We start from the raw sequence: 21,921 nt of genomic DNA on the forward strand, positions 1-21,921 counted from the left end.
GACTGAGCACCACCACGACACCGTGAGCACCAGACCCCGTCAGGCCACCGCCTGGCGGGGTCGTTCATGTCGTCCACATAGACACCACGAACGCCGCCTGCGTGCTCATTTTCAGCGTCGCCCTACACCAGGTCCGCCTCGCCGGTCGGCTCCTGTACCAAGGCAGGGTCGGTCGAAACGATGGCGGACGGGACCGCCTCCTCATCCGAGGCGGGCACCGCGTCCGTGTCCGGGGTTTCCGTGTCCGGCGCGGTGATTCCGGCGGGCGCGACATCCGACGCGTCCGGGGCCAGGGCCGACGTGTTGGCGGTGCCGGTCAGTGCGGGCGTGTCAGCGGTGATCGGGAACCACCGGTCAGCGGCACGGCCCCGCGACTGACCATCGTTCACCCCCGCCTCGCGGCGGGCCCGCCCCTCGGCCTCGAACTGGTTGAGGATCTTGCCTGCGGCCATCCGGCTCAGCCCGGCCGCCGCCCCGATCACCGTGGCCGACGCGCCCGGCTCGGCGTTCAACGCCGCCCACACCGCCACCACACGCCCGTCCGCGTCCGGGCTGCCGTCGGTGTCCAGGGCGGCGACATCGGGGCCGTCAGGGGCCGCCACAGGCGCTGCGTCGGCGGGAATGGTGACGGCGGTTTCCGCATCAGCGGCGGCGATGTCGGTAGCGGTGATTTCCGCGGCATGGATGGCCATTTCGTAACGCCCTTTCCGGTCGCTATACCGGCCCCGTTCGGGCCGGTGTTTTTCGTTTGCGTCACGACCATCCCTCGCGCATAACGCGGACAGCAAGTCGACCGGCCAATAAATCTAGTCACCCCAACGGCTGGAGAGGCTGCCCTAACAAAACTAACCGCCGATCTGCGGAAACGTCTCACAAGAAGCTCACCTAATCGGCTTGACATACAACGCACGTCCAGCTCTTCACCTATTTCACCGGACGACGTGAACGATGCCCGATTGCCCGAATGTCGCGCGAAAGAATCTGCCAGGTAAATGCGCATCCCGGTTGACAAACATGCGGGGGTCGAGCGTCCATTGAATTAGGCGGTAAACACCGCCGACACAGCCCCGGGATAAGACGCCGGGGAAATCAAAAGGCACACCGCATGACGTACGCCAACATCACCGCCACCCGCCGCCGGATGGTCAGCCCCGGGCACGCCCGCGCGCTCGCCAACTACGGCCCCGGATGGGCGATCATGTGGGACGACCGCCACGGACAACCCGTCATCGTCCGCCCCGAACGGGGCGACGACGGCACCCTCCTCGAAATCTGCGCCTACGAGGACATGTTCACCCTCGGAGGCGATTGCGACCCCGACGAAGACGCCTCCACCTGCCCGGCATGCACGCCGGGCGCACCGCCCGACTTCTACGTGATCGCCGCCCACATGAGCGACATCCTCGGCGACTACTACCACGACCGCGCCAACATCGCCGCGTGCATGCCCCTCACGCTGCCCTACACCCGCGCCCTCACCCGGCACGGCTACCAGCGTCACGCCCAGGGCAACCGGCAATACCGCAACGAAGACCGGCCATCCGACACCTTCAACCAGCTCTACCGCTCACCGGACCGCCAGCTCGTCCGGCTGATCATCGCGCTACCTCCGGGCGACACCCCCACCGACGCCCTCACCCTGCCGCTCACGATCGAATGGACCTACCTCGGCTGCACCGGGCCCGACGACACATACCCCGTCACCGATATCCCTGCTGACACCTCACCCGCCGACGTGGCCGAACTGATCGCCGTACACGTCGCCCTCCATCCCACCGCCACCGCATAGGCCCGTCCTAGGTAAGCCAACGGCCCCGGCACCGCCCTACGGCGGCACCGGGGCCGTACCCGTCACCGGCTGGTCAGCCAACCGTCAGCCGTCCACGTGGCCACGCCATCCCCACCCGCCCTGGTGGTTCCCCGCCCCACATCGCACCGGTCACACGCCCCACACAAGGCTGACTCCTGCCAAGCCGCGAGCCGGCCAGAGAACCAGCAGTCGAAGGAGAACCATGGGATATAAGGCGGGCCGGCGAGCAGGACATGAGCAAAGCCAGCCCCTTTACGTACGCGCACACATATTCAAGGACTCGTCCTTAGACGAGTCGGGCCGCCCAACGCGCTGTCCGAAACCGGAAAGACCTGCGAGAACAACCCCTGCAGGGGGTAGCGGCCTTAATCGTGGGAGGGAACGCCACCCCTATTTCCGGCATGGAGATCTGTCCCCATCTGGGGCACCTCGGCCGCCGCCCATGCCGCAAAAGGCACACCTGGGCAAGCGAGGTTGACACGACCCTTCCCGCGGTTCCAGGGGCGGTCCGCCTCGCCCCCGACCCAAGGCGGACCCCTCCAGGTCCTGCCGTCCAGCACCGCTCCCCATCGAACGGACGGACCGGTATCAACGCCCACCTGCGCCCCAGGTGTCAAGCCCGCGCCGACCTCATCACACGCGGGCCCATCACTGCTCAGGCGGCAACAGCAGCGGCCAGCGCCGCTGCGGCAGGCTTCGACCGGACCCGACGGTGGCCACGCCCGCGCACTGGCTCGTCCCGGCCAGCTAGGCGATCCTGTTTCCTGACATGCGCCGCTGAACACGAACGGTCCCGGCGTTTAGCCCACGGCCACAACGACCGCCAACCCACCCGAGCCCCGTCAGCGGCAGCAACCGCCCACGTGCCCGTCCCCGATCGTTCAGCGGCCAACGCCACCGGCAGCGGCGCAACCGTCGCCACGGTGCCGCTCAGGCCCGTACCGACACCCCCGCTCACCCCACCGCCACCGGTGTCCGCCGTCCACGCCGAGCCCGATCCCGGCGACAGCCCGCTCGCGTTCGGCCCTGCCGGGATGGAGAGCAGGGCCTGACGAAGCTCCTGAGGCCCAGCAGCACTGATCACCGCCTGCTTGCCGCTCATTGCGATCCACCGGCATCGCACCACCAGGAAAGCCCAGCCCGGCCAATCCTCGCGCAGCCCGGCCAGCGCCTGCCGCGCCCACGGCTCCTGCCCGAACGCCGACAGCTGGCTCGTTGCCCAGCCCAACGCGTCTCCCACAAGCGCCTGGAGTGGGCCAGACCAACAACCGCCTTCCCTCTGATCCGGGCTCGGTGCGTTACTCGGTCTACTGGCCGAGACCGGCGGACCACCCATCCGGCCATCCAGTTCCTCGACAGAAGCTCCACATCCCACCGGCGACGAGCCGCTACGGGCCACGACGCGTGCTGCTTGCTCGGTGGCCGTCCTAGAGGCCACCAGCATTGCCTCGTGCCAACCGCCCGGCTCCGACTCCTCCACGTCACCACCGGCCGCATCACCGACTTCTGCCCCTGCGGTGACCACGATCGCCTCCTCGGGGAAGGCCAGCTCGACCCACACCGCGTGCCCGGTACTCGCATTCCCCGCAACCCCGCATCGGACCGCCAGCTCAGCCACCCCGGCCAGCCCCCGCCCATGCTCGGCCAGCTCCAGCACCGAACCCGACGTCCGGGAGAAGTCCGGAACCGAACCCCCGCCCAGGTCGTACACCACGATCCGGGCCACGCCCGCGCCCCGCAGCACCTCCACCACGAAGAACCCGCGCGCCTGCCCTGAACACGAGTGCCGCAGCGCATTGGCGACCAGCTCGGCCGTCACCCACTCCGCGTCATGCCTGCGGCCGGTGTCCGCCAGCATCCGGCCCACCATGCGACGCGCGGGCGCCGACTGATTAGCCCGCCCCGGGAACGCCTGACGCCAGGTCATCCCGCCCCACACCGGACGGGAGCGGAAGGTCGACATCACCAGCCCCGGAGCCAGATCCGGGAACGCCTCCCTCTGCGTGAGGAGCTTGCTCAACTCGCCCGAGAAGTGCTGCGTGCGGTTGTCCATGCTGGCGGGTCCCTTCCGGTCACGGCCCCGGCACATCCGGGAGCGACCAGCACGATCACTCACCTCCCCGCCCGAATCACACCCCCAACCCACAACCCCCGCTCGCCCCGCCCCGACCTGCGGCCCTGCTGCCAACCAGCCACCGACGGCCCCCATGATCGCCCGAATGATCACCCCATACGAAGACTGGAGCCCCTCCCCAGAGTCCGCCTACCGTCCCCGGGGCCACGCGCCGATCAGGGCCACCCGCGCCACAGGAAAGGGGACATCCAGGCATGTCCGGAACCGGATACCAGACGCTGCTCGACTGCCGCCGTCGCAGCCGCTACCTGCGCCAGCACGGCTTCACCATCGACCAGATCGCCACCATCCTCGCCCTCGACCACCCCGCCACCCCACTCCGGCTCTACCGCCACGCCGCCGGCCTCACCGCAACGCAGACGGTCGACGCCTTCCACCGGCTTACCCAAACCGCTGGAGCGGGACTGCGCGAATCCCGCCTCTACGACTACGAGAACTGGCCGACGACAGGCCGACGCCCCGCCCCCTACACCCTGCGCCTGTTGGCCCGCATCTACGGCACCCAGCCCCCCAACCTGCTGACCCCCGCCATGCTGGCCACCTATGCCCCGCGCGACCAGTACGCGCTCCGCCGAACAGACGGATAGGTCCGCGCAGGGCCAAGGGCTCCTCCGCCGCCTGATGTTCACGCTCAAGATCGGCTGTTCAACGCACCAATCGCTCGTACACCTGCCGGGCCTGCGGACTCGGCACCGCGTCGATCTCCGACAGCCGCTCTCTCAACAGCTCGAACGAACGCCGTACCGCGGGCAGTCGCCCGAGTTCGCCTTGGACCGACATCAGCAGACACCAAAGTGTCTCGCTGTACGGATCGATGCACTCCACCGCCAGCCTCAGCACGTCCACCGCCCGCCCTGGATCATCGGCGCGCATCAGCTCGGCCATCCGCTCCGCGGCATCCGCCGCCTGCCGCTGGGCGGCCTGCCGCAACGGGAGCACCCACAGGTCATCGCACCCGTCCAGCAGCGGCCCCCGATACAAGGACAGCACCTCCTGCAACGCCGCCACCCGCACCGCGTCCTCTGCCGCGATCGAGGCCAGCTTGCACGCGTCCTCGAACCGCCAGAAGTCCGCATCGAACGATGCCGCCGGCAGCAGCCGCCGTTCCCCGGACTTCAGCACGAACCGTACGCCGGCCGCACAACCCACCGCCTGCCGCATCGCCCGGTTGATCTCCCGCACCGCCGATTCCAACCGGCGCCCACCAACCTCCCCCGGCCACAGCGTCTCGCCGATTCCCTCGGCCGAAACTCCGTCCCGCGCCACCGCAAGCAGCGCCCACAACTCCCGAGCCTCGGCACGAGCGAAGCAGATCTCCGCCCCGCCATACGACAGCCGCGGCACCCCCAGCACCTCGACCTTCGCCTTCCCCGCCGCCGCTACGAACCCCGACCCCAGCCCGGCTGAAGCGCTTGATACGAAGGGCGCCTCGGCGTCCGCTGCCCCGCCCGTCTCTGCAACCACCGGGCGAAGGCTGGGGCGATCAAGCGAAGGCGTAGTCGCCGTCACGTGCTCACTAAGGTCGGGCCTGGCATCCGGCTCTGCCGTCCCGCGGTCGACCGCAGGTGCCTGTGCCCCAGCAGGTGGCAGGACAACCGCCGGGTTGACTTCGGGTGGCTCACCATTGCGGCCATCGACACCATGTGGACGAGCAGCACCGCCGGACAGACCCACAGCCGATGAGTGCGCGCCCGCCTGCGCCGGCCATGATCGTAGACGACCGATAAGCGCGGTGCTCAGGACCATGAGCATGAGCCCGAAGGCCAGAGCGCCACTCAGCGGCCCCATCGCCTCCGGCAGATACTCTGACCGCGGCCTCACCGCGCCGCTCAGTACAGGAGAAGAAGAACCTGCTGCGGTCGCGGGGTGGGATATCGAGGCCGACGCCAAGGGCGTTTCTGGTGGAGCCGGTGAGGTGGGAACCGACTTGGACGATGGCTCCCTACCGTCCTTGCGTGGGCGCTGCTGGCGGTGGACTTTCACCTGACGTTCTCGGTGCAGAACTCGACCCGGCGCCCGGCCGGCTTCCCCTCCGCTTTCAACGGGCAGGCGCCGTTCGGAACCCCTCCTGCGAGATTCGGCTGGGCCAGCTTCAGGCCGTTTCACCGTCGAGATCACCTCATGTGGCTTCGGCACCTTTCGCGGCTTGGAGAAGAGCGAGGTATGCGCCGGATTGCGCTGCGACTGCGCCAGCAACTCCAGGAGATCCGAGAGGGCCGGCATCCGGCCTTCCACCAGGTCGCCATAGACCAACCCACAGAACTTCTCGATGTCGTACACCTGATGCGGTACCCGACCCACGGACGGACAGTAAGGCTCTGCGTTGATCACCGCACCGGCTGGCGAACTCCAGGCCCACACGATTGACGCCGCGACCACTGCACCCAGCTTCCTGATCATGTCTTCGACGAGCTGCCGTCGCATAGTGCCTCCCTGCCGCTCTTGAGCCTTCGCACTGATCAGACCGTGCGCGGCCCTGCGACAGGGGTGGTGAAACTCTTCACGGCAGCTACTGGCCGAGGGTGCGGTGTCCAAGGTGGTGAGAACCCTTGTGACAGCGGGCCTGTGGCGTAAGGCGCGCGATGGTGAGAAGTCACCATCGCGCGGAACCACTCATCGCTCGACACGGCGAGAAGGACCGTCACAGTGCGCGTCGGCGCCACTACTCTCTGATCGGAGGTGGCGGTGGACGAACAGGATCAGGCCAAAGCACAGCGCCTATTGGAAGGCGTCGTCCCGAATGAGATCTTCGTGTCGTACTCCATACTGCTCACGGAGGGCGGCTGCTCGGAGGACGACGCCGCGTCCTTGCTGGGAAGCAAGGAGCAGGTGGCGGAGCTTACGGCCCGCGGGATGGCGCATCGCCGGCCGGACGGCCCCGCGATGCCGCCGCGTCTCGTGCCCGCTCCCCCGGAACTCGCGCTGCAGGGCGTCCTGACGGATCTCTCACGCCGTCTCGTCAGCGATCAGGAGCGGTTGCTGGCAGGACACAAGCGGCTGAGCGAGTTCCATCAGACGCCGGCCGCGGCGTCCTCGAACTCGACGATGGATCGGCTCGTGCAAGTCGTCACCGACCGGGACGAGATCAGTTCTCTGTCCTACGCGCTCATCAACGCCGCGCGGCACGACTGGCTCACGCTGGACAACTACGTCCTGGAGGCACCCGTCGAGGACTCCACCGGGTATGTACCACTACCGGTCTTCGAGGGCCAGGTGCAATGCCGGGCGATCTACGAGACCCGCTGCGCGGAGCACCCGATCGGCGCCAAGACGATCGAGGCCGCGGTCGAAGCCGGCGAGCAGGCGCGGCTGCTGCCCCGCATCGGGATGAAGATGAAGCTCGCAGACGAGACAGTCGCCCTTGTTCCCCTGACACCGACCGGCATGGGAGGGGCACTGCTCGTACGCTCACCCGTCATCGTCGGAGCGCTACGGGAGTACTTCGAGCTGCTGTGGGTGAAGGCGATCCCATTCGGGAGCGCGAAGGCCACCGCGCCGCTCACACCCGCGCAGGTGCAGGTGCTCCAACTGCTCAACCAGGGACTGTCCGACGAGGCAATCGCCCGGCGGATGGACATCAGCGTAAACACCATGCGCCGGCACTGGACCGCCATCCGCGACGAGCTGGGCGTGGAGACCCGCTTCGCCGCCGGAGCCGCAGCCGTACGCCGCAACTGGATCGACTGAACCCGAAAGGCCTTGCCATGCCCGGATACCTGGACTTCGTTCCCCAGCAACGCTTCCAGCCCACCCTCGCGCTGTCCCCGAACGGCCACCTGGTCGCCTACTCCAGCCACGTCTCCGGCCACTACGACCTATGGGTGGTCCCCGTCACCGGTGGCGAGCCACGTCGCGTGGCCGGCTTCGACGACCGCACCGTCCGCCAGATCGCCTGGACACCCTGCGGCGAGCGGCTGGTCTTCACCGCCGACGAGAACGGAGACGAGCAGTTCCGCCTCTACCTCGTCGCCTCGGACGGCAGCGGACTGACCGAGATCAGCTCCGGCCCGGACTGCCAGCACATCCTGGCCACCTCACCGTTCGACCCAACCGGCCGCTTCCTGGCCTACACCGCCAACGACCGCGACCCCGCCGCTCAAGACCTCATCGTCCACGACCTGCAGACCGGCGAACTGCGCCGCTTCACACCCCCGGACGAGGTCGCCTTCGAGGCCGTCAGCCTCTCCCCCGACGGCCGATGGCTACTGGCGACCGGGTTCCGCTCCAACACCGACATCGCCATCTACCTCACCGACCTGAGCGACCCGGACGCCACGCCAGCCTGCCTGACCTCCGCCCTAGGCGAGGGCGTCTTCGAGCCCGGCGTCTGGGCGCCAGACGCCAGCGGCTTCCACCTGCTCACCGACCACTGGAGCGAATTCACCGCCGCCGCCTTCTACAACCTCACAGCCCGTTCCCTGCAGGCCATCGCCCGCCCGAACTGGGACGTCGAGGTCCTCGACGCCGCCGCCGGCGTCCGCATCTGGTCCGTCAACGAGGGCGGCAGCTCACGCCTGCACGCCGACCGCGACGACAGCCCCCTCCCGCTGCCCGACATCCCGCCCGGCGTCATCTCCGCGCTGTCCCTGGCGCCTGACGCCTCCTTCGCCGTCATCCTGATCAACTCCGCGGCCAGGCCGGCGGAAATAGCGGTCGTGGACCTGGCCCACCACGAGTTCCGCTACCTCACCGACACCCGCCCCCCGGCCCTGCACATCATCGACCCCGTCGCCCCCCAGCTGATCACCTACCCAGCCCGCGACGGACGCGACGTCCACGCCCTGCTCTACCGCCCGGACGGCCCCGGCCCGCACCCGGTCCTGCTGTTCATCCACGGCGGCCCGGAATCCCAGGAACGCCCCATCTACGCCCGCTCCGGCCTCTACCAGCATCTCCTCCACCAGGGCATCGCCATCCTCGCCCCCAACTTCGCCGGCTCCACCGGCTACGGCACCGCCCACCAAAAGCTCATCTACTGCGACTGGGGCGGCATCGACCTCGACGACCTGGACCACGCCGTCCAATACCTGCACACCCTCGACTGGACCGACCCCAACCGCCTGGCCGTCATGGGCTCCTCCTACGGCGGCTTCGCCGCCCTATCCTGCCTGGCCCGCCTCCCCTACCCCTGGGCCGCAGGCGTCTCCATGTGCGGCCCGAGCAACCTCCTCACCCTGGCCAAGGCATCACCCCCCACCTGGAAGACCTTCGTCGCCACCGTCCTCGGCGACCCCGACACCCGCGCCGAACACCTCCTGCAACGCAGCCCCGTCACCCACGCCGACAACATCACCGCTCCCCTGTTCGTTCTCCAGGGAGCCCATGACCCACGCGTCCCCCAGACCGAATCCGACCAGATCGTCGCCCGGCTACGCGAACGCGGCGTCCAGGTCCGCTACGACATCTATCCCGACGAGGGCCACGGCTTCACCAACCGCGCCAACGAGCTGAACGCCTACGAAGCCATCAGCGCCTTTCTCCACACCCACTTGATCGCCACCACCGCCAACCGCCCCGAACCACTCCAAGTGGGCTGAATTCGCGCTGGAAACAGTGGCCCCACCCGCACAACCGGGCGGGCACCACCGAGAGCCCATTCCACGCGATGTAGCGGGACGGAACGGGGGCACGGGGCGTCGCGCCGCGCACAAACGGGGCAAAGTCGCTGCGACGGGGCATCCCCGCCCCCTCCGGCCAGCTCTGGAAGATCAGCGCCGGACGCTGGCCCGGGTCAAACGCCGACCGGGCAGCTCTTCCACGCTGGCTACGCCATCGAGGGCGTCGGCAAGCTGCTGCATCGCCACGGCTGGTCGGTGCCGGTACCGGTCCGGCGTGCCTCGAACGCAAGGAGGAGGGCCATCACCACGAGCGGTCAAAGAAGGTCGGTGCCTTCTCCGGCTGCCCCCGGAATACTGGCCTGTTGGGCCGGCTCACTGAAGCGGGAGAATACCCAGGCGACCCAGGGCCAGCGCGGCGTACCTCCTGTTGGGGCGGAGCCGTAGTAGCCGCCGTCAGGGCTGGGAGAGAGGTCCATCGCACGTTCCGGAGCCCGATGAGGGGCCACCCGGGCTGAGCAGCGCCCGCAGCCGGTCTTCGGCGTGCCTCACGGCCGCGGCCAGAGCGTGCTCGTGGACGGGCGGGAGACGCCCGGTTCCGAGCCCTGCAGCGCTGATCACGGCGTCGAGGTTCTGCTGGTGCCGGTCAGTCATGTGGCAGCGCATCCCCTGATGGCCGAGGACGTCTCGGGCGGCGTAGGCGTCGGTGGAAGCCACCTCAACGAGCGCTGTGCCCAAGCGAGAGGCAGATGACGGAGATTGGCCGGCAGCCAGGTCGAGCGCGGCCAGGCCAAGTCGGGCACGGAAGGCCGCCGTCGTCGGTTCGTGGTGGGTGATCAGAGGCAGTGCCTTCCGCACGACATGGTCTAGTTCCTCCGGTGGGGTGGTGGTAGCGGGCGGACGGCAGGCCATGCGCAACAGCGCCGCGACGGTGTCCTCCCACGGTTCCGCAGGGACGGTGGCGTCGATCACGGCGGCGGCCTCATCCGGGAGACCCTGTTCCATCAGGGCCATGATCTTAAGTTGGCGTCCGTCGAGCAGCCGTGCGCCGATGCCGCGGTGGGCAGCCATGGCGTCGGCGGCCTCACGCCACCGTCCTTGCTGGGCCAGAGCTCGGGCCCCGTCGATGAGCAGAGCGATCCACAACTCCGTGCAGACCGCACGGTGATCGACGCGACTGTGGATCAGAGGCGAAAGATCGACGTCGTGGCCGCGGATAACGGCGGCGCCGCGCTGCTGGGCAGCGCGGTAGAGCTGGTCGAGCACCCCGTAGGCGGCTTTGCCGTCACCTTCGCGGATCAGCAACCGGGCAATGTTGATCAGCGGCATCAACGACATGACCGCGATCTCCCGGTCGAGGATCCCGCTCTCGGCGAAGATCGTATACTGCCTCCAGCACAGATCTGCGGCCTGGTCGGGCAGCCCGGCGTCGGAGGCGATGAGCGCGGAGATGTTGAGGACCCCGCAGGCGCGGGCCACCAGGTCGTGGCGGCCCGCGCCTGCGGGTTCGATGGTCAGCGCGGTGAGATCGGCGATGCGCGCTGTCAGAGGCTTGCCGGGCGGTTTGGTACGGCAGACCAGCGGAATGCGGGCAGCGATCACAGGGTTCATCACGACGCTTGTGTCCCTCCTACGGCCAGTCGACGACGAGCCGGCTCGCCGGTTTGTCGATGACGAAGCGCGGGTCGGCCGCCTTGAGCCGGTCACGGCTGTCGCCGGTGGCCATGCGGAAGCCGGGGGCCGGAGCGTGGTTGCCGTAGTCGTGATCCCATTCCTCGATCGCGGTGGCGACCTGTTCGGCGAGGACGGCGGCGCGTGGGCCGTGGCCGATGACGCCGATGGCCCAAAAGCGTCCCTCGGTGTCCTGTCCTTCGCGGATGGTCAGGTAGGCCAGGGTGTCGCCGTCAAGCGCGGCCATCGAACCCCACGCGAAGTGAGGGGTGAACCCGGCCCGCCGGCCGGGCATCCGCGACAGCCCATTCGGCAGGACACATGCCAGCCACAGGTACACCCACTGCCACGGGTCGCCTTGCCGGAACTTCACCCCTGTGTAGACGGTCCGGGCGGGAGTGTCCAGGATCGTCCGCATCGCTTCGCGGTCGACGAACTGCTCGCTGAAGGTCTCCAGGTGGACATCGCCTTCCCCGGCGATCTGGACGCGTGAATAGATGTCGTCGCAGATGCCCTTGCGCAGCGGCACAAAGGTCGCCATCTCACACGACACGGTCTTCCAGGTGTCGCCGTCGCGTTCGAAGGCGAAGGAGCGGGAGATGCTGCCGCGGATGCGCATGGGGATGACCAGGCGGCCGTCGGGGGCGAGCTGGTCGAGAACCGTGGTGGGGATGTCGCCGGCGCCCACGGTGAACTGGATGCGGTCGAAGGGGGCGTGCTCCGGCAGCCCGGCCGCGCCGTCGCCGAGCACGGCGGTCACGTTGCCGACTCCGGCGACTGCCAGGTGGGTACGAGCAGTGTCGACGAGGTCTTGATCGACGTCGATCGTCCACACGCGGCCGGTCGGGGCGACCAGGTGGCCGAGGAGCGCGGCGTTGTAGCCGGTGGCTGCCCCGGCCTCCAGGATGTTGTGGCCGGGGCGAGCGCCTACCTGCTCCAGTTGGGTGGCGACGATGGACGGCGCGGAGATGCAGGAGATCATTTCGCCGCCGGTGTCGTGCTTGATCGGCACAGCGTCGTCGACGTAGGCGGCCTCCACATCGGCGTCGGGGATGAACGTGTGGCGCTCGACCGCTCGGAAGGCCTCGATGATCTCTAGGGTGCGCAGGTGGCCGGAGTCGATGTACTTGGCCGCCATGGCCTCGCGCAGCTTGGTGGGATCGGCGGGGGTGCTGATGGCGGTCTCCATCCTGGTGAAGGTAGGGGCTGCTGGTGGCGACTGGCTGGTAGAGGCGGCCGCCGGTCCGGAATCTCCGAAGGCGGCCTGCCAACCGAGCCACGCAGCCGCGGCTTGCTCGGCTACGGGCGTGTTGTTCCGGTTGAACGTGAAGATCGCGTGGTGGGCGAGGACGGCGCGCAGACCTCGCTTCAAGTGCCCCTCCTTCGCGAGGCGGGCAAGGTGGCGGCCGGCGTTCTCGAACGCGGCGACGCGCTCGGCCCAGCCCGGTTCGGGGTGGGGCCGTTTGGCGGCGTCGGCGTTCATGAGGCGCCGCATCGTGGTGATCGCCGCCGCCCGGCGGTCCTCGGCGGGCGCGTCGATCGGCGGGCGGAGGTCGCCGATCTTCGCCCACACGTCGCCGACCTCGAACGGATCGAGCCCGGCTGCCCGGTACATCGAGGACAGCAGCAGGATGCACCGCTCCCTGCTGTCGCGGCTACCGGTCTCGGCCAAGGCGGCGGGGCTGTCGGCGCAAAACAGCGCGTGGGCGATGGCCATGCCTTGCGGGCCACCGAATGCCTCGGTCTCGGCCTCGTAGATGCCGGCGGCCCACCCGGCCGCTACCTCGTCGGCGACGAGTTGGTCGAGCAGGGTGTCCACGGGGCGGTCCGTGCGTAGCCGTAGCCCTCCCTCCTTGCGCAGGAAGTGGAAGCGCCGTCCGGCCCCAGTCAGTGCGGCCGACAGCTTGGCCGCCACTTCGGGGCTCACCCCGGCATCTCCGGGGAAGCGGATTGTGGCGTGCCACCACTCCGGCTCGGCCGGTGGGGCGAGATTGTCCTCGTAGTTGTCCATGTCGTCGTTGTTGCTCCTGCATCGGTTCGATACGGCGTGTACGGCGGGTCAGTGGATCAGCAGGGCGTTGGTCCAGCCGGTGGTGTTGGAGCCGTCCAGCGCCAGTTGCGCCCCGGCGCGCCCTTCAAGAAACCCAGGTTTGGGCAGCTCGTTGATTCCTGCGGCCAGTTGCTGGCGAGCGTGCTGGATGCTCATCGTGAACCGGTCGGGGGTGGTGCTGTCGGCGGCGAGGGCGGTGGTGACGGTCAGGATTCCGGCCCAGCCGTGGCAGAGGGAGGCATCGTTCACCCGGTCGAGACGGTCGGCGTCGGCAAGGGCCGCCAGAGCGATGCCCTCGGCCTTCTGCCCACGAGCAGGGTCGCCGTGCGCGAGCGCGGCCAGCTGTAGGGCTCGGGCAATCCCCAGGTCCCCGTAGCACCAGGACGGCCGCAAGGGCGGCACCTGCGAGGGCTCGTCGGCGGTGAGCTGGTCGAGGGTGATCCAGTAGGAGCTGCCGAATTGTTCCAGCCAGGTCGCGAACGTGGTGATGGCGCTGCTCTGGCCGTCGACTCGGATGCCGCGGCAGGCGGCCAGGGACAGCAGCGCCAGCGGTCCGGCGATGCCATGCGCCATGCCGTTGTTGCCGTGGCCGCCGGGGATGTCCACCTCGTGTGTGGGGCTGTCCGGCGACCACCACCCGGGCAGCGTACGGCCCTTGGCTTCGACCGGGCACGCCAACGACACCAGATGGCTCAGGACGTCGTCGAGCAGCGGCGAGGGGTCTCGACGGGCCAGGAGGAGTGCCCCTAGTCCGGTCAGTCCGCGGATGAGGTCGAATTCCGCGAGCGTCGGCAAGTGGCGGGCCAGCCTTCGCTGGCGGGCGGCGGCCAGGCGGGCGGTCACTACCCGGTCGACGCCTGCCTGAACTTCGCGGTCGATGCGGCCGGCACGGCCGAGAACGAATTCCAGGGCCGGGGCTCCGTGAAAGAGGCTGGCGTTGGAGCCAGTACTGACCCCATCGGCGACCGCCTCCTGCAGCAGGGGGCGCGCGGCGGCCAGGTCGGCGCGCTCGATGTGCAGCAGCGCCGCACCGAGCGCGCCCTCGGCCAGGGCTTGCGGTGCGAGGGCGCTCATCGGCTCGACTCCAGGGAGACGACCATGCTGTGCGCCCGCCCGTCGATCCACCCATCGGCGTCCGGTGGCGGTGCCTCGAACAAAACCGCAACCGGTGTCCCGCCCAGGTGCGCGCGCAGCAGGTCCACGTCCATCTCCCGCGTCAGGTCCAGCGGCAGATGCTGGTCATCGACGGCCAGCAGCACCCGCTCAGGCACCCCGGCACGGCCGCGCCAGGCGTACAGACGCTCGGCCCACTGCTCCAGATGCGCCGTACGGCCGGGCAGCGTCCGGGCGTAGAGCTGCCAGCGAGCCGCGACCAGGACGGTGCGCCGGTAGTACAGGGCCGGGGTGAACGGCAACGTCCACGCGGCGCCCCAGTCGAACCACGTCACCTGCGCTGTGGCGGCGCGGCTGATCTCGGCCAAGAACCGGACCAGTGGGGGCGTGTAGTTGTTCCAGAGGAAGTTGATCGCCGTGGGTGCCAGCAGCTCAAGGCGTTCCCCGGTCGCGGCCACCGCCAGATACAGGTGGCCGTCACGGGCGCCGACGACCAGATCACGCGGATGCAGCACGTCCTCTTGCCCGCTGTCGCGGTACTCGCCGACGCTGACCAGCTTCGGCACGACCTGTGGTGCCCGCGTGAGCAGGTCGGCCTCGGCCCGCGTGGGGTGGAAAGACAACTGCGCCGGCACCGCACCGGCCGCGACGGTGGGCAGAGCGACATACGCCGCAGCCAGATCCGGGAGCAGATGCCAGAACCGTCCGGACATGGCGCCGGCCGCGCGGGAGACGGTATGAACTCGCAGCCGGAAGTCGCCCGTATCCAGAGCGGCGATCGAGCGAGCCTGAACCTGGGCGCACAGCTCGAAGTGGGGCGCGGGCGCGAGGTTGGTGAACGGCTCGGCCGCAGCGGCTTCCAGCTCCTCGACCATCGCCTCCGGCAAGATCACCGCTCGATTGCCCTGGACGGCGGCCGTCCCGGCGAGATCCAGCAGCAGCCGGTCACGGCGCGACATCGGTCTCGGCGGCTCCGACAGCAAGCCGAACCCGTCCGGCAGCCCCAATCCGCGGACGGAGTCAGTGACCTGCTCCACAGGAACCTCGGAGCCCTCACCGAAGCGGTCGACGAACCGTTCGGCGTAGCGCCGCCAGGCCGGCGTACCGGCCGGATGAGTCGCGAGCCGGGCCAGTACGGTCGCCGCGGTCTCCACCTCAAGCGCCACCGTTTCCGGCAGCCGCACCTCGGCGTCCAACCGCACATCCACCGCTGTGCGTTCGCACGTGGCAAGGAGTGCGGGCGGTAGGACGGCGGCCGGGTCGGTGACGGTGGCGGCGGCACGCAGCCGGGAGCGCAGCAGACGGGTGCGCAGCAGCTCAGCGACCAGCTCGGCCCGGCGGCAGGGTTCGACGTGCGGGAACTCGGCGGCGAGCTTTCCCAGCAGGGCCGCATGCGGAATCGGAGAGCCGGCCGCCTGCAGCACCAGCTCCACCGCCGCCGTCGATGCCAAGGAGAACTCGTCCGCGCCCTCGGCCGGAACATGGACGCGGCCGTCGCGCACGCGGGCGAGGTTGTTGACGCACACCTCAACGTCGGCCATCCGTTCCCGTTCTCCGCCGGTCTCCCACGCGGTAATCGCCGCGTCCAGGGCTGCGGGGTCGGGCCGGGTGACGGCCTCGTGCGCATCCCCGACGTGCACGAGGGACCTGTCGCCAAACTCGACCAGGGCGACACCGGCGAACAAGCCGAACGGTGTGGAGCGGTGCGCGTAACGCAGGGCGTATCGCGCGACGGCGAGCGCGGCGCGTCGGGCCCGGTGGGGGTTGTCCACCTGCCCGTCGAGCACGGCCCGGACCTGGCGGGCCAGGTCCGGGCTGGCATGGGTGACCGCCTGCCGGAAGGGCTCATCCGCCCACACCGGGGACAGCCACGACCGCCACTGCTCGATCGAGCAGCCAGCTGTCGGCCAATCCGGAAGCGTAGGAGGAGACAGATGCACTGTGGCGCGCAGCATCCCGGCGCCGGTGCGCCGATACCGTCTGATCCGCGTCCGTGTCATCGTGTTCACTCCGTTCCTGTTCACCATCCGGGAAGGGCGCAAGGCCCGGTCCGGCCGAGAGGGACCGGGCCGATGGGGTTATGACGTGGTGCAGGCGCTCGGGCAGGAGCTCCCGCACGTGTCGCCGGTGCCGCACCTCAGCGATGTGTTGGCCGCCGGAGTGTTCTCCGCGAGCTTGATGTCGAGGTTGAACGGGTCGAACACTGCTTCCGCGCTGGTGACCCCGTTCACCTGTTCGATGCCCTGCTCGATGGTTGACGTACTCATGGCTTCTGCTCCTATCCGGGTTGGTGTTCCTGAAGGAAGGGGGTTCACGTTGGCGGCGGGACCCGCGTCCACAAGCTGCCGCCGCTGCGCGACCTCACCATCGGCACAGCCGTGCCCACCGCGAAGAAGGAGTGACGCGTGCGCGGGAGTTGTCGGTGGTCACGGACGGGTCCCCTCTTCTTGGTTGTGATGGGCAACTGGTCGATGGTGGATGTTGGCGGGCTGCCTCGCGGCTCAGCCGCGCTGTCCTCTTCGCGGGAGGAAGGTGTCGGGCTCCGGTGTTTCTCCGCGACGTGTGTGCTCGGCGTTGTGTGTCTCGGCGAGAGCAATGTAGACGTCGAGGGCGTAGCGGTAACGGCCGCGCCCGGTCTCCTGGTAGCCGTCTCCCGTAGAGCGCAACACGAAGAAGCTCCCGCCCTCGCGGCCCCACTCGTACCGGCCGCAGCAGGAGGTGTGCGACACCCGGAGTGTGCCACCGGACGGCCTGTACGGCGCCCACTCGAACGCGGGCCCCTGCTCGTGGCCCATCGTCTGCGGTTCTTGCGCCCTGGCCATCATCTGTTCCCTCCGCTTGAGGTGCGTTCTGGTCAGCCGCTCTGGGACGTGAAGAGCTGCTGCGTAACCTGCCGATAGGCGTCGTGGTCTCACGCTCGTCGTGATCATCGGCCGGCGTCTTCGACGGGAAAAACAGGCGGCATGCCGGGCGCATCGACGGCCGAGGATGGCCTGGCCATGAGAGGCGGAAGGGAACCTGCCTGCCAGTCCGGCGGTGCAACACGACTCATGAGCTGCCACAACTCGGCCGGCGTGGCCGCCCGCAGGATGATGCCGTGGTCGCATTCGCCCATATAGATGGCCACGAAGCGGCGCCAGTAGAGCGAGTACATCAGCAGGAACAGCCCACAAGCACGTTGCTGGAGGTCCATGACATGCCTTTCGGCCACCGCATCAGCGGCCGTATCGGCCTGACCCTCCGGCAACGCCTCCTCCCCCACAAGCGTGGGCCGCTGATGGCGCCGTCCGAGGTTCTTCGCGGTAGGGCCGCCATCCGTGCCTTGGGTGCGGCGGCGAGCAGACGCTGAGCCGCCGCATGCCCTCCAGACGGCGGACGCCGCTCGGAGAAGGCGCTGCGTACCCGCCCAGTGGGCTGCCACTGAGATCGTCATGGACGGTCCCACCCGTCAGAGGACGCTCCCACCACGGCAAGAGCGCCCGGAACGAATCCAGAGGGCAGCACACAGCTCGTCACGGGATCGCCCAGCATGCGGTACATCAGACGAGATCCGCGAAACTCGCGGCGCCCATGCAACATGCGCCAGTTGTCCAGCAGATAGCCCTGTCCGGGTCGCAGCGGGAGTTCGCGTACGTACCTGCTGATCGTGGCGCGTAGCACCGGAACGGCTTCGTCAACGGGCTCGGTAAAGTGCTCCAGACCGTCAAGACGGAGCCGAACCGTCATACGGCCATCCGCCGTCGGCTCGAACACCGACCCCCAGTAGCCAGGATCGCCGAATCGGACCGTTCCAGGCCGTTTCAACGCCTGCAGGAGACCCGGTGCACGAGCAGCCAGGTCGGCATAGACGGCGGCCCCGTCGACCACAGAGGACTCGCCCCCGCAATCGGCAGGTTGGACGCACACCAGCATCACCAGCCTGGGCGGCCGGGCCAGCGCGGAAGAGTCCGTGTGAGGATCCAACTCCCTGCACCCGAATCCGGCATAGCCGAGACGATCCGCCACGGAACCCCGATCGGCGATCATCGTCACACCGTCTGCCCCAGCGTCCCGGTGCTCCCGCGCGGTCAGCAGCCGCGAGGCGAGATCGACCACCGACCGCCGATCGTGAACCCCGTCGAACGTAACCAGCCCATCGCGCGCCAACATCTCGACGGCTCGTACCAGCCCATCGCTGTTCGTCAGGCTCACGTAGTGGCTGGCGAAAACCTCGTGGTCCACCGTCATCACCTCCGATAACTGCCCGGACACGGGAGTCTCGGCCTCAGCGTCCGGTAGACCGTGCGGATTGGACAAGTGACAGATTGTCAACCCCCGGAACCCCGGCCAGCAGCGATTGACCGTGTTAGGTTCCATGCACAGCCATCAACCCAGAGAGGCCGCTGCTGATGAATTACCGCCCCCACACCTTTCCTGTGTCGGTGAAGGGCGTGATCGTCCGCGATGGCAAGGTGCTGCTGCTGCGCAACGAACGCGACGAATGGGAACTGCCTGGCGGCAAACTGGAGCTCGGCGAAGACCCGCCGGCCCGCCTTGAGCGCGAGATCAGCGAGGAAACCGGCTGGGATGCGCAGATCGGGCCGATCTTGGACTCCTGGCAGTACCACATCCGCGACGGCGTCGATGTGCTGATCGTGACGTACGGCGCCACCGTGACCACCGACAAGCCGCCCGTGGTCAGCCACGAACACAAACAGGTCGGCCTGTTCGCCGAGCATGAGGTGGAGAACCTGCGGATGCCGCAAGGCTACAAGCGGTCGATCGCCGACTGGTTCTCCAGGCTGCGTGATCCAGTGAGGTAGAGCCCATGCTGTGCGCCGCGTGCGCAACCACCGTCGATGACGGATGGAACGCCTCCCGCCTGTGCCCGGCATGTCATGCCATCAGCGGCGCCCCACTGCCCAGCTGCGACTCCTCTGGCTCACCGATCTGGCTGTGGACATCTCCGTCCGCGGGTCCAGCGCTCGCCTCCGGCAACCTGGCAGTGATCATCAAGGCGTACCGGCGCACCGCCCGGATCACTCAGTCCGCCCTTGCCACAGCGCTGGGCTACGACACGACCTACATCTCGATGCTCGAGAACGGGCGGCGAGCCATCACGGACGTGCCCACCCTTCGACGGGTGGCCCAATACATGGGACTTCCCCCACACGTTCTCGGCGTGACCGACCCTGCGGACGCCGACTTCATCTCCATGATCAAGTTCGGTGAATCCACCATCCGCCTGGCCTCCATCGCTCGCGAGTCAGGACACAGCGCCGAGGCCATCAACGAACTATGGCCCCTCGTCTGGCGTCTCGAAGCACGACTCGCCGACGGGCGCGCCGACCGTGCCGCCGCGCAACTCCTCGGACAAGCCCGCGCCATGCTAGGTGTCGCCCTCGGCGACGTCCTCCCCGAGGAAAGCCTCGCCTCTGCCGCGCGCTGGACCGGCCGCGCCCTCCTCATCGCCCACCGCCTCGACGACGTAGCCCTCCTCACCCGCGCTCTACGCGTCCACGGCAACGAACTACGCAAGATCGGAAAGAAGCCGGCAGCCGCCGCCCGTCTCCAACGAGCCTGCGACATCGCTCCAGCCTCCGAACGCGGCGCAGTCCTCATCCCCCTGGCTCGTACGCTCGCCGAACTCGGCAACGTCGAGTACTTCGACACCACCATCAGCGACCTGCAACGCTTCGTGGACTCCCACCACGGCACACCCCTGGTCAACCCCTTCGTTCTACGAGAAGTCCACCTCCGGGGCTTGCTCGCCACCGACCGCCTCCAGGAAGCAACACGTCTCGCAGAAGCGGACACCCCAGACGCGACCGGTGTCGCGCCGCAATGGCAGACCATCGAACGCGTCACCGTCGCCGAAGTCTTCCACGCCACGGGAGACAAAACCGCAGCCTCCCACGCACTCCTGCAGTCGATCGCGACCGCGGAGAGCACACGGCTTCCTCATCAGATCCAACGCGCCATGCGAGCCGCACGAGGAGCCCTGCCAGAAGTCGAAGAGGCCGGCGGAGCCGCCCTCCAACGTCTGTACCTCACGTTGCCAACGGCCTAATCACTCACCGGAGCGTTCGCCGCGAGAGGGCTTATGGTCGCCATGCTGTTTGCGTGGCCAGATAGACGACGGGGCTTGGCGTCGTGGGTCGAAAGTCGTGTACCTCGGCTCGGCGCGTAGAGGCGGCACGACAACGATCCGCTGACCATCGGCCTGCTCCAGCTCGTTGATGATCCATCGGATACTGTGGATGATCGCGCCAGCGGCCGCCGCCAGCGAGCGTAACCCCCCACTGCTCGTCTCAATGAAGACAACGTGTCGTCCCGAGCGCTGGATGGCGCGGCAGATGTCGGGGTCGAGAAGTTGCTGACTGTCGTTCGAGATGACGACGTCATAGCCCTTACGTTTGGCTTTGTCGTACAGCTGCCGATCCTTGATGCCCTTCCACTGCGCGTTGACGTGGGTCATCTCGTGCTTGCGCACCAGCAGCCATGACAACGGCTCCGCAAGTGGCTCCGGAACGTTTTCATCGAGGAGGATCTTCATTCAGTCGCTCAGCCAGCCTGGTCCTGAACATCGAATCTGCGGACGTAGTCCGCGAACTGTTGCGCAGCGAGGGCCGCCTCAGCGCCGACGGATGGGAAGAACCGCGAGATTTCCTCAGCGGGCACATCATCGTCCATGAGGCTGGCGACCTGGTCGTAGCCAATCCTGGTGCCCTTGACCACAGGGAAGCCGGAAAGGACCTCGGGGTCGACTACTACACCGGGCACGGGCTGTTGGAATGGCAGGACGCGGCCTATGCGGCCGTCGAACTCTCCGAAGATGTCCACCAGGTCTGCCAGCATCGCGTTGCCCGGCGCTCGCAGGAGGTCGATGGCTTCGTCCCCGTCTACGAGGACGATGGTGTTGCCGCTACGAACGAGCTTGTACTCAGACAGGTGCTCGATCTTGCCCATGGCTCTCAAGTTCTTGATCGACTTCCGGATGTCCTGCAGCGACGTAACGTCCTTCTGCCGCAGATAAGTGATCGATCTGAGCGCCACAACATCTCTGTACGAGTAGAGGACCTTGTGAGGTGTCTGATACTCGGGCGCGAACACTGGGGGCTGACGCCGCCAGTACCTCAACTGCCCCACGGAGGCGCCAGAGAGCGCAGCCGCGAGCACGGTGCTGTACATGTTGCGCCCCTCTCTCTAACTCGTTCCTCAGCTAGACGTTAACGTCTCGACTTTGGTTTACATATGGCGATTTGCTCACAATTGACTCAACCGTCCGGCAGGCACGTCTCGCACACCTTCTTCTACCTACGGTACTCAGAGCATCACGGAATGCACGCAACATTGCCAATGCGGCAACCTCTAGCGAGCCCACACGCTGTATTGCTCCGATCACCGGCCGCCTGTACCCACGCAGCCGCCCCACACGGCCAGCCCGCCCGAGCACGCACCGCCGATCCCGGCGGACGCCATCGAGGTGTGTCAGAGAAAATGCACCAGATCGGGTCTTAAATACCCATCAGTCGCGGGAGGGGTTATAGGGGATCCTGGCGTAGTTCTCGCCGGGCTGCAACCCGGGCCTCGTGCGCGTCCTTCAGCC

General features: G+C 68.1%; 20 protein-coding genes. 7 read left to right on the forward strand and 13 right to left on the reverse strand.

The annotated features are described in order from the left end of the window. Positions 1-122: 122 nt before the first annotated feature. The gene (locus tag ACTWQA_RS55355; RefSeq protein WP_443166837.1) at positions 123-692 is read right to left on the reverse strand and encodes a hypothetical protein; all 570 of its coding nucleotides are present in this window, start codon (positions 690-692) and stop codon (positions 123-125) included. Between the two features lie 413 nt (positions 693-1,105). Between ACTWQA_RS55355 and ACTWQA_RS55360 the strand changes: the two genes are divergently transcribed. Further along, positions 1,106-1,789 (forward strand): hypothetical protein, encoded by a 684-nt coding sequence (locus ACTWQA_RS55360; protein ID WP_443166838.1) that lies wholly within the window; start codon positions 1,106-1,108, stop codon positions 1,787-1,789. 676 nt (positions 1,790-2,465) lie between these two features. Here ACTWQA_RS55360 and ACTWQA_RS55365 read toward each other — a convergent pair. Next, positions 2,466-3,863 (reverse strand): ATP-binding protein, encoded by a 1,398-nt coding sequence (locus ACTWQA_RS55365; RefSeq protein ID WP_443166839.1) that lies wholly within the window; start codon positions 3,861-3,863, stop codon positions 2,466-2,468. 275 nt (positions 3,864-4,138) lie between these two features. On the opposite strand from ACTWQA_RS55365, the gene ACTWQA_RS55370 reads away from it, so the two are divergent. Beyond that, the gene (locus ACTWQA_RS55370; RefSeq protein WP_443166840.1) at positions 4,139-4,531 is read left to right on the forward strand and encodes a hypothetical protein; all 393 of its coding nucleotides are present in this window, start codon (positions 4,139-4,141) and stop codon (positions 4,529-4,531) included. A gap of 58 nt (positions 4,532-4,589) precedes the next feature. On the opposite strand, the gene ACTWQA_RS55375 is transcribed toward ACTWQA_RS55370, so the two are convergent. Then, positions 4,590-6,368: a BTAD domain-containing putative transcriptional regulator gene (locus tag ACTWQA_RS55375; RefSeq protein WP_443166841.1), complete on the reverse strand. Its 1,779-nt coding sequence runs from the start codon at positions 6,366-6,368 to the stop codon at positions 4,590-4,592. A gap of 261 nt (positions 6,369-6,629) precedes the next feature. On the opposite strand from ACTWQA_RS55375, the gene ACTWQA_RS55380 reads away from it, so the two are divergent. The 3 genes from ACTWQA_RS55380 to ACTWQA_RS55390 are packed head-to-tail and all read left to right on the forward strand — an operon-like array spanning position 6,630 to position 9,946. Next, entirely contained in the window at positions 6,630-7,631 is a 1,002-nt protein-coding gene (locus tag ACTWQA_RS55380; RefSeq protein ID WP_443166842.1) for a LuxR C-terminal-related transcriptional regulator, read from the forward strand. 17 nt (positions 7,632-7,648) lie between these two features. Next, entirely contained in the window at positions 7,649-9,481 is a 1,833-nt protein-coding gene (locus tag ACTWQA_RS55385; protein WP_443166843.1) for a S9 family peptidase, read from the forward strand. Further along, entirely contained in the window at positions 9,482-9,946 is a 465-nt protein-coding gene (locus ACTWQA_RS55390) for a winged helix-turn-helix domain-containing protein (protein WP_443166855.1), read from the forward strand. Between the two features lie 9 nt (positions 9,947-9,955). On the opposite strand, the gene ACTWQA_RS55395 is transcribed toward ACTWQA_RS55390, so the two are convergent. From ACTWQA_RS55395 to ACTWQA_RS55430, 8 genes are all read right to left on the reverse strand, one after another. Beyond that, on the reverse strand, positions 9,956-11,110 hold the full coding sequence (locus ACTWQA_RS55395; RefSeq protein ID WP_443166844.1) for a hypothetical protein: 1,155 nt from the start codon (positions 11,108-11,110) through the stop codon (positions 9,956-9,958). A 19-nt stretch (positions 11,111-11,129) separates the two neighbouring features. Further along, a complete protein-coding gene (gene fxlM / locus ACTWQA_RS55400; protein WP_443166845.1) occupies positions 11,130-13,181 on the reverse strand; it encodes a methyltransferase, FxLD system in 2,052 nt (683 codons plus the stop codon). Between the two features lie 48 nt (positions 13,182-13,229). After that, entirely contained in the window at positions 13,230-14,294 is a 1,065-nt protein-coding gene (locus ACTWQA_RS55405) for a lanthionine synthetase LanC family protein (RefSeq protein WP_443166846.1), read from the reverse strand. Continuing rightward, positions 14,291-16,333, reverse strand: coding sequence for a lantibiotic dehydratase family protein (locus ACTWQA_RS55410; RefSeq protein WP_443166847.1), 2,043 nt, complete (start codon positions 16,331-16,333; stop codon positions 14,291-14,293). The genes ACTWQA_RS55405 and ACTWQA_RS55410 overlap by 4 nt, the downstream gene beginning before the upstream one ends. 78 nt (positions 16,334-16,411) lie before the next feature. Continuing rightward, positions 16,412-16,600, reverse strand: coding sequence for an FxLD family lanthipeptide (locus tag ACTWQA_RS55415; protein WP_443166848.1), 189 nt, complete (start codon positions 16,598-16,600; stop codon positions 16,412-16,414). Positions 16,601-16,834: 234 nt separating this feature from the next. After that, the gene (locus ACTWQA_RS55420; RefSeq protein WP_443166849.1) at positions 16,835-17,158 is read right to left on the reverse strand and encodes a hypothetical protein; all 324 of its coding nucleotides are present in this window, start codon (positions 17,156-17,158) and stop codon (positions 16,835-16,837) included. Positions 17,159-17,259: 101 nt separating this feature from the next. Next, positions 17,260-17,580: a hypothetical protein gene (locus tag ACTWQA_RS55425; protein ID WP_443166850.1), complete on the reverse strand. Its 321-nt coding sequence runs from the start codon at positions 17,578-17,580 to the stop codon at positions 17,260-17,262. A 182-nt stretch (positions 17,581-17,762) separates the two neighbouring features. Further along, the gene (locus ACTWQA_RS55430) at positions 17,763-18,554 is read right to left on the reverse strand and encodes a TauD/TfdA family dioxygenase (RefSeq protein ID WP_443166851.1); all 792 of its coding nucleotides are present in this window, start codon (positions 18,552-18,554) and stop codon (positions 17,763-17,765) included. A 200-nt stretch (positions 18,555-18,754) separates the two neighbouring features. Between ACTWQA_RS55430 and ACTWQA_RS55435 the strand changes: the two genes are divergently transcribed. Beyond that, positions 18,755-19,135 (forward strand): NUDIX hydrolase, encoded by a 381-nt coding sequence (locus ACTWQA_RS55435; RefSeq protein WP_375118501.1) that lies wholly within the window; start codon positions 18,755-18,757, stop codon positions 19,133-19,135. Positions 19,136-19,317: 182 nt separating this feature from the next. After that, the gene (locus ACTWQA_RS55440) at positions 19,318-20,382 is read left to right on the forward strand and encodes a helix-turn-helix domain-containing protein (protein WP_443166852.1); all 1,065 of its coding nucleotides are present in this window, start codon (positions 19,318-19,320) and stop codon (positions 20,380-20,382) included. On the opposite strand, the gene ACTWQA_RS55445 is transcribed toward ACTWQA_RS55440, so the two are convergent. Further along, positions 20,383-20,868 (reverse strand): DUF5615 family PIN-like protein, encoded by a 486-nt coding sequence (locus tag ACTWQA_RS55445; protein WP_443166853.1) that lies wholly within the window; start codon positions 20,866-20,868, stop codon positions 20,383-20,385. An 8-nt stretch (positions 20,869-20,876) separates the two neighbouring features. Further along, positions 20,877-21,503, reverse strand: a complete 627-nt coding sequence (locus ACTWQA_RS55450) for a DUF433 domain-containing protein (RefSeq protein ID WP_443166854.1) — start codon at positions 21,501-21,503, stop codon at positions 20,877-20,879. Positions 21,504-21,921: the final 418 nt, after the last annotated feature.

Source organism: Nonomuraea sp. 10N515B (assembly GCF_052245915.1).
GTDB lineage: Bacteria > Actinomycetota > Actinomycetes > Streptosporangiales > Streptosporangiaceae > Nonomuraea.

What these genes read in the sequence shown, in the direction of transcription:
- ACTWQA_RS55355 (WP_443166837.1), bottom strand. Translation starts at nt 692, where the DNA reads ATGGCCATCCATGCCGCGGAAATCACCGCTACCGACATCGCCGCCGCT.
- ACTWQA_RS55360 (WP_443166838.1), top strand. Translation starts at nt 1,106, where the DNA reads ATGACGTACGCCAACATCACCGCCACCCGCCGCCGGATGGTCAGCCCC.
- ACTWQA_RS55365 (WP_443166839.1), bottom strand. Translation starts at nt 3,863, where the DNA reads ATGGACAACCGCACGCAGCACTTCTCGGGCGAGTTGAGCAAGCTCCTC.
- ACTWQA_RS55370 (WP_443166840.1), top strand. Translation starts at nt 4,139, where the DNA reads ATGTCCGGAACCGGATACCAGACGCTGCTCGACTGCCGCCGTCGCAGC.
- ACTWQA_RS55375 (WP_443166841.1), bottom strand. Translation starts at nt 6,368, where the DNA reads ATGCGACGGCAGCTCGTCGAAGACATGATCAGGAAGCTGGGTGCAGTG.
- ACTWQA_RS55385 (WP_443166843.1), top strand. Translation starts at nt 7,649, where the DNA reads ATGCCCGGATACCTGGACTTCGTTCCCCAGCAACGCTTCCAGCCCACC.
- ACTWQA_RS55395 (WP_443166844.1), bottom strand. Translation starts at nt 11,110, where the DNA reads ATGAACCCTGTGATCGCTGCCCGCATTCCGCTGGTCTGCCGTACCAAA.
- fxlM (WP_443166845.1), bottom strand. Translation starts at nt 13,181, where the DNA reads ATGGACAACTACGAGGACAATCTCGCCCCACCGGCCGAGCCGGAGTGG.
- ACTWQA_RS55405 (WP_443166846.1), bottom strand. Translation starts at nt 14,294, where the DNA reads ATGAGCGCCCTCGCACCGCAAGCCCTGGCCGAGGGCGCGCTCGGTGCG.
- ACTWQA_RS55410 (WP_443166847.1), bottom strand. Translation starts at nt 16,333, where the DNA reads ATGACACGGACGCGGATCAGACGGTATCGGCGCACCGGCGCCGGGATG.
- ACTWQA_RS55415 (WP_443166848.1), bottom strand. Translation starts at nt 16,600, where the DNA reads ATGAGTACGTCAACCATCGAGCAGGGCATCGAACAGGTGAACGGGGTC.
- ACTWQA_RS55420 (WP_443166849.1), bottom strand. Translation starts at nt 17,158, where the DNA reads ATGATGGCCAGGGCGCAAGAACCGCAGACGATGGGCCACGAGCAGGGG.
- ACTWQA_RS55445 (WP_443166853.1), bottom strand. Translation starts at nt 20,868, where the DNA reads ATGAAGATCCTCCTCGATGAAAACGTTCCGGAGCCACTTGCGGAGCCG.
- ACTWQA_RS55450 (WP_443166854.1), bottom strand. Translation starts at nt 21,503, where the DNA reads ATGTACAGCACCGTGCTCGCGGCTGCGCTCTCTGGCGCCTCCGTGGGG.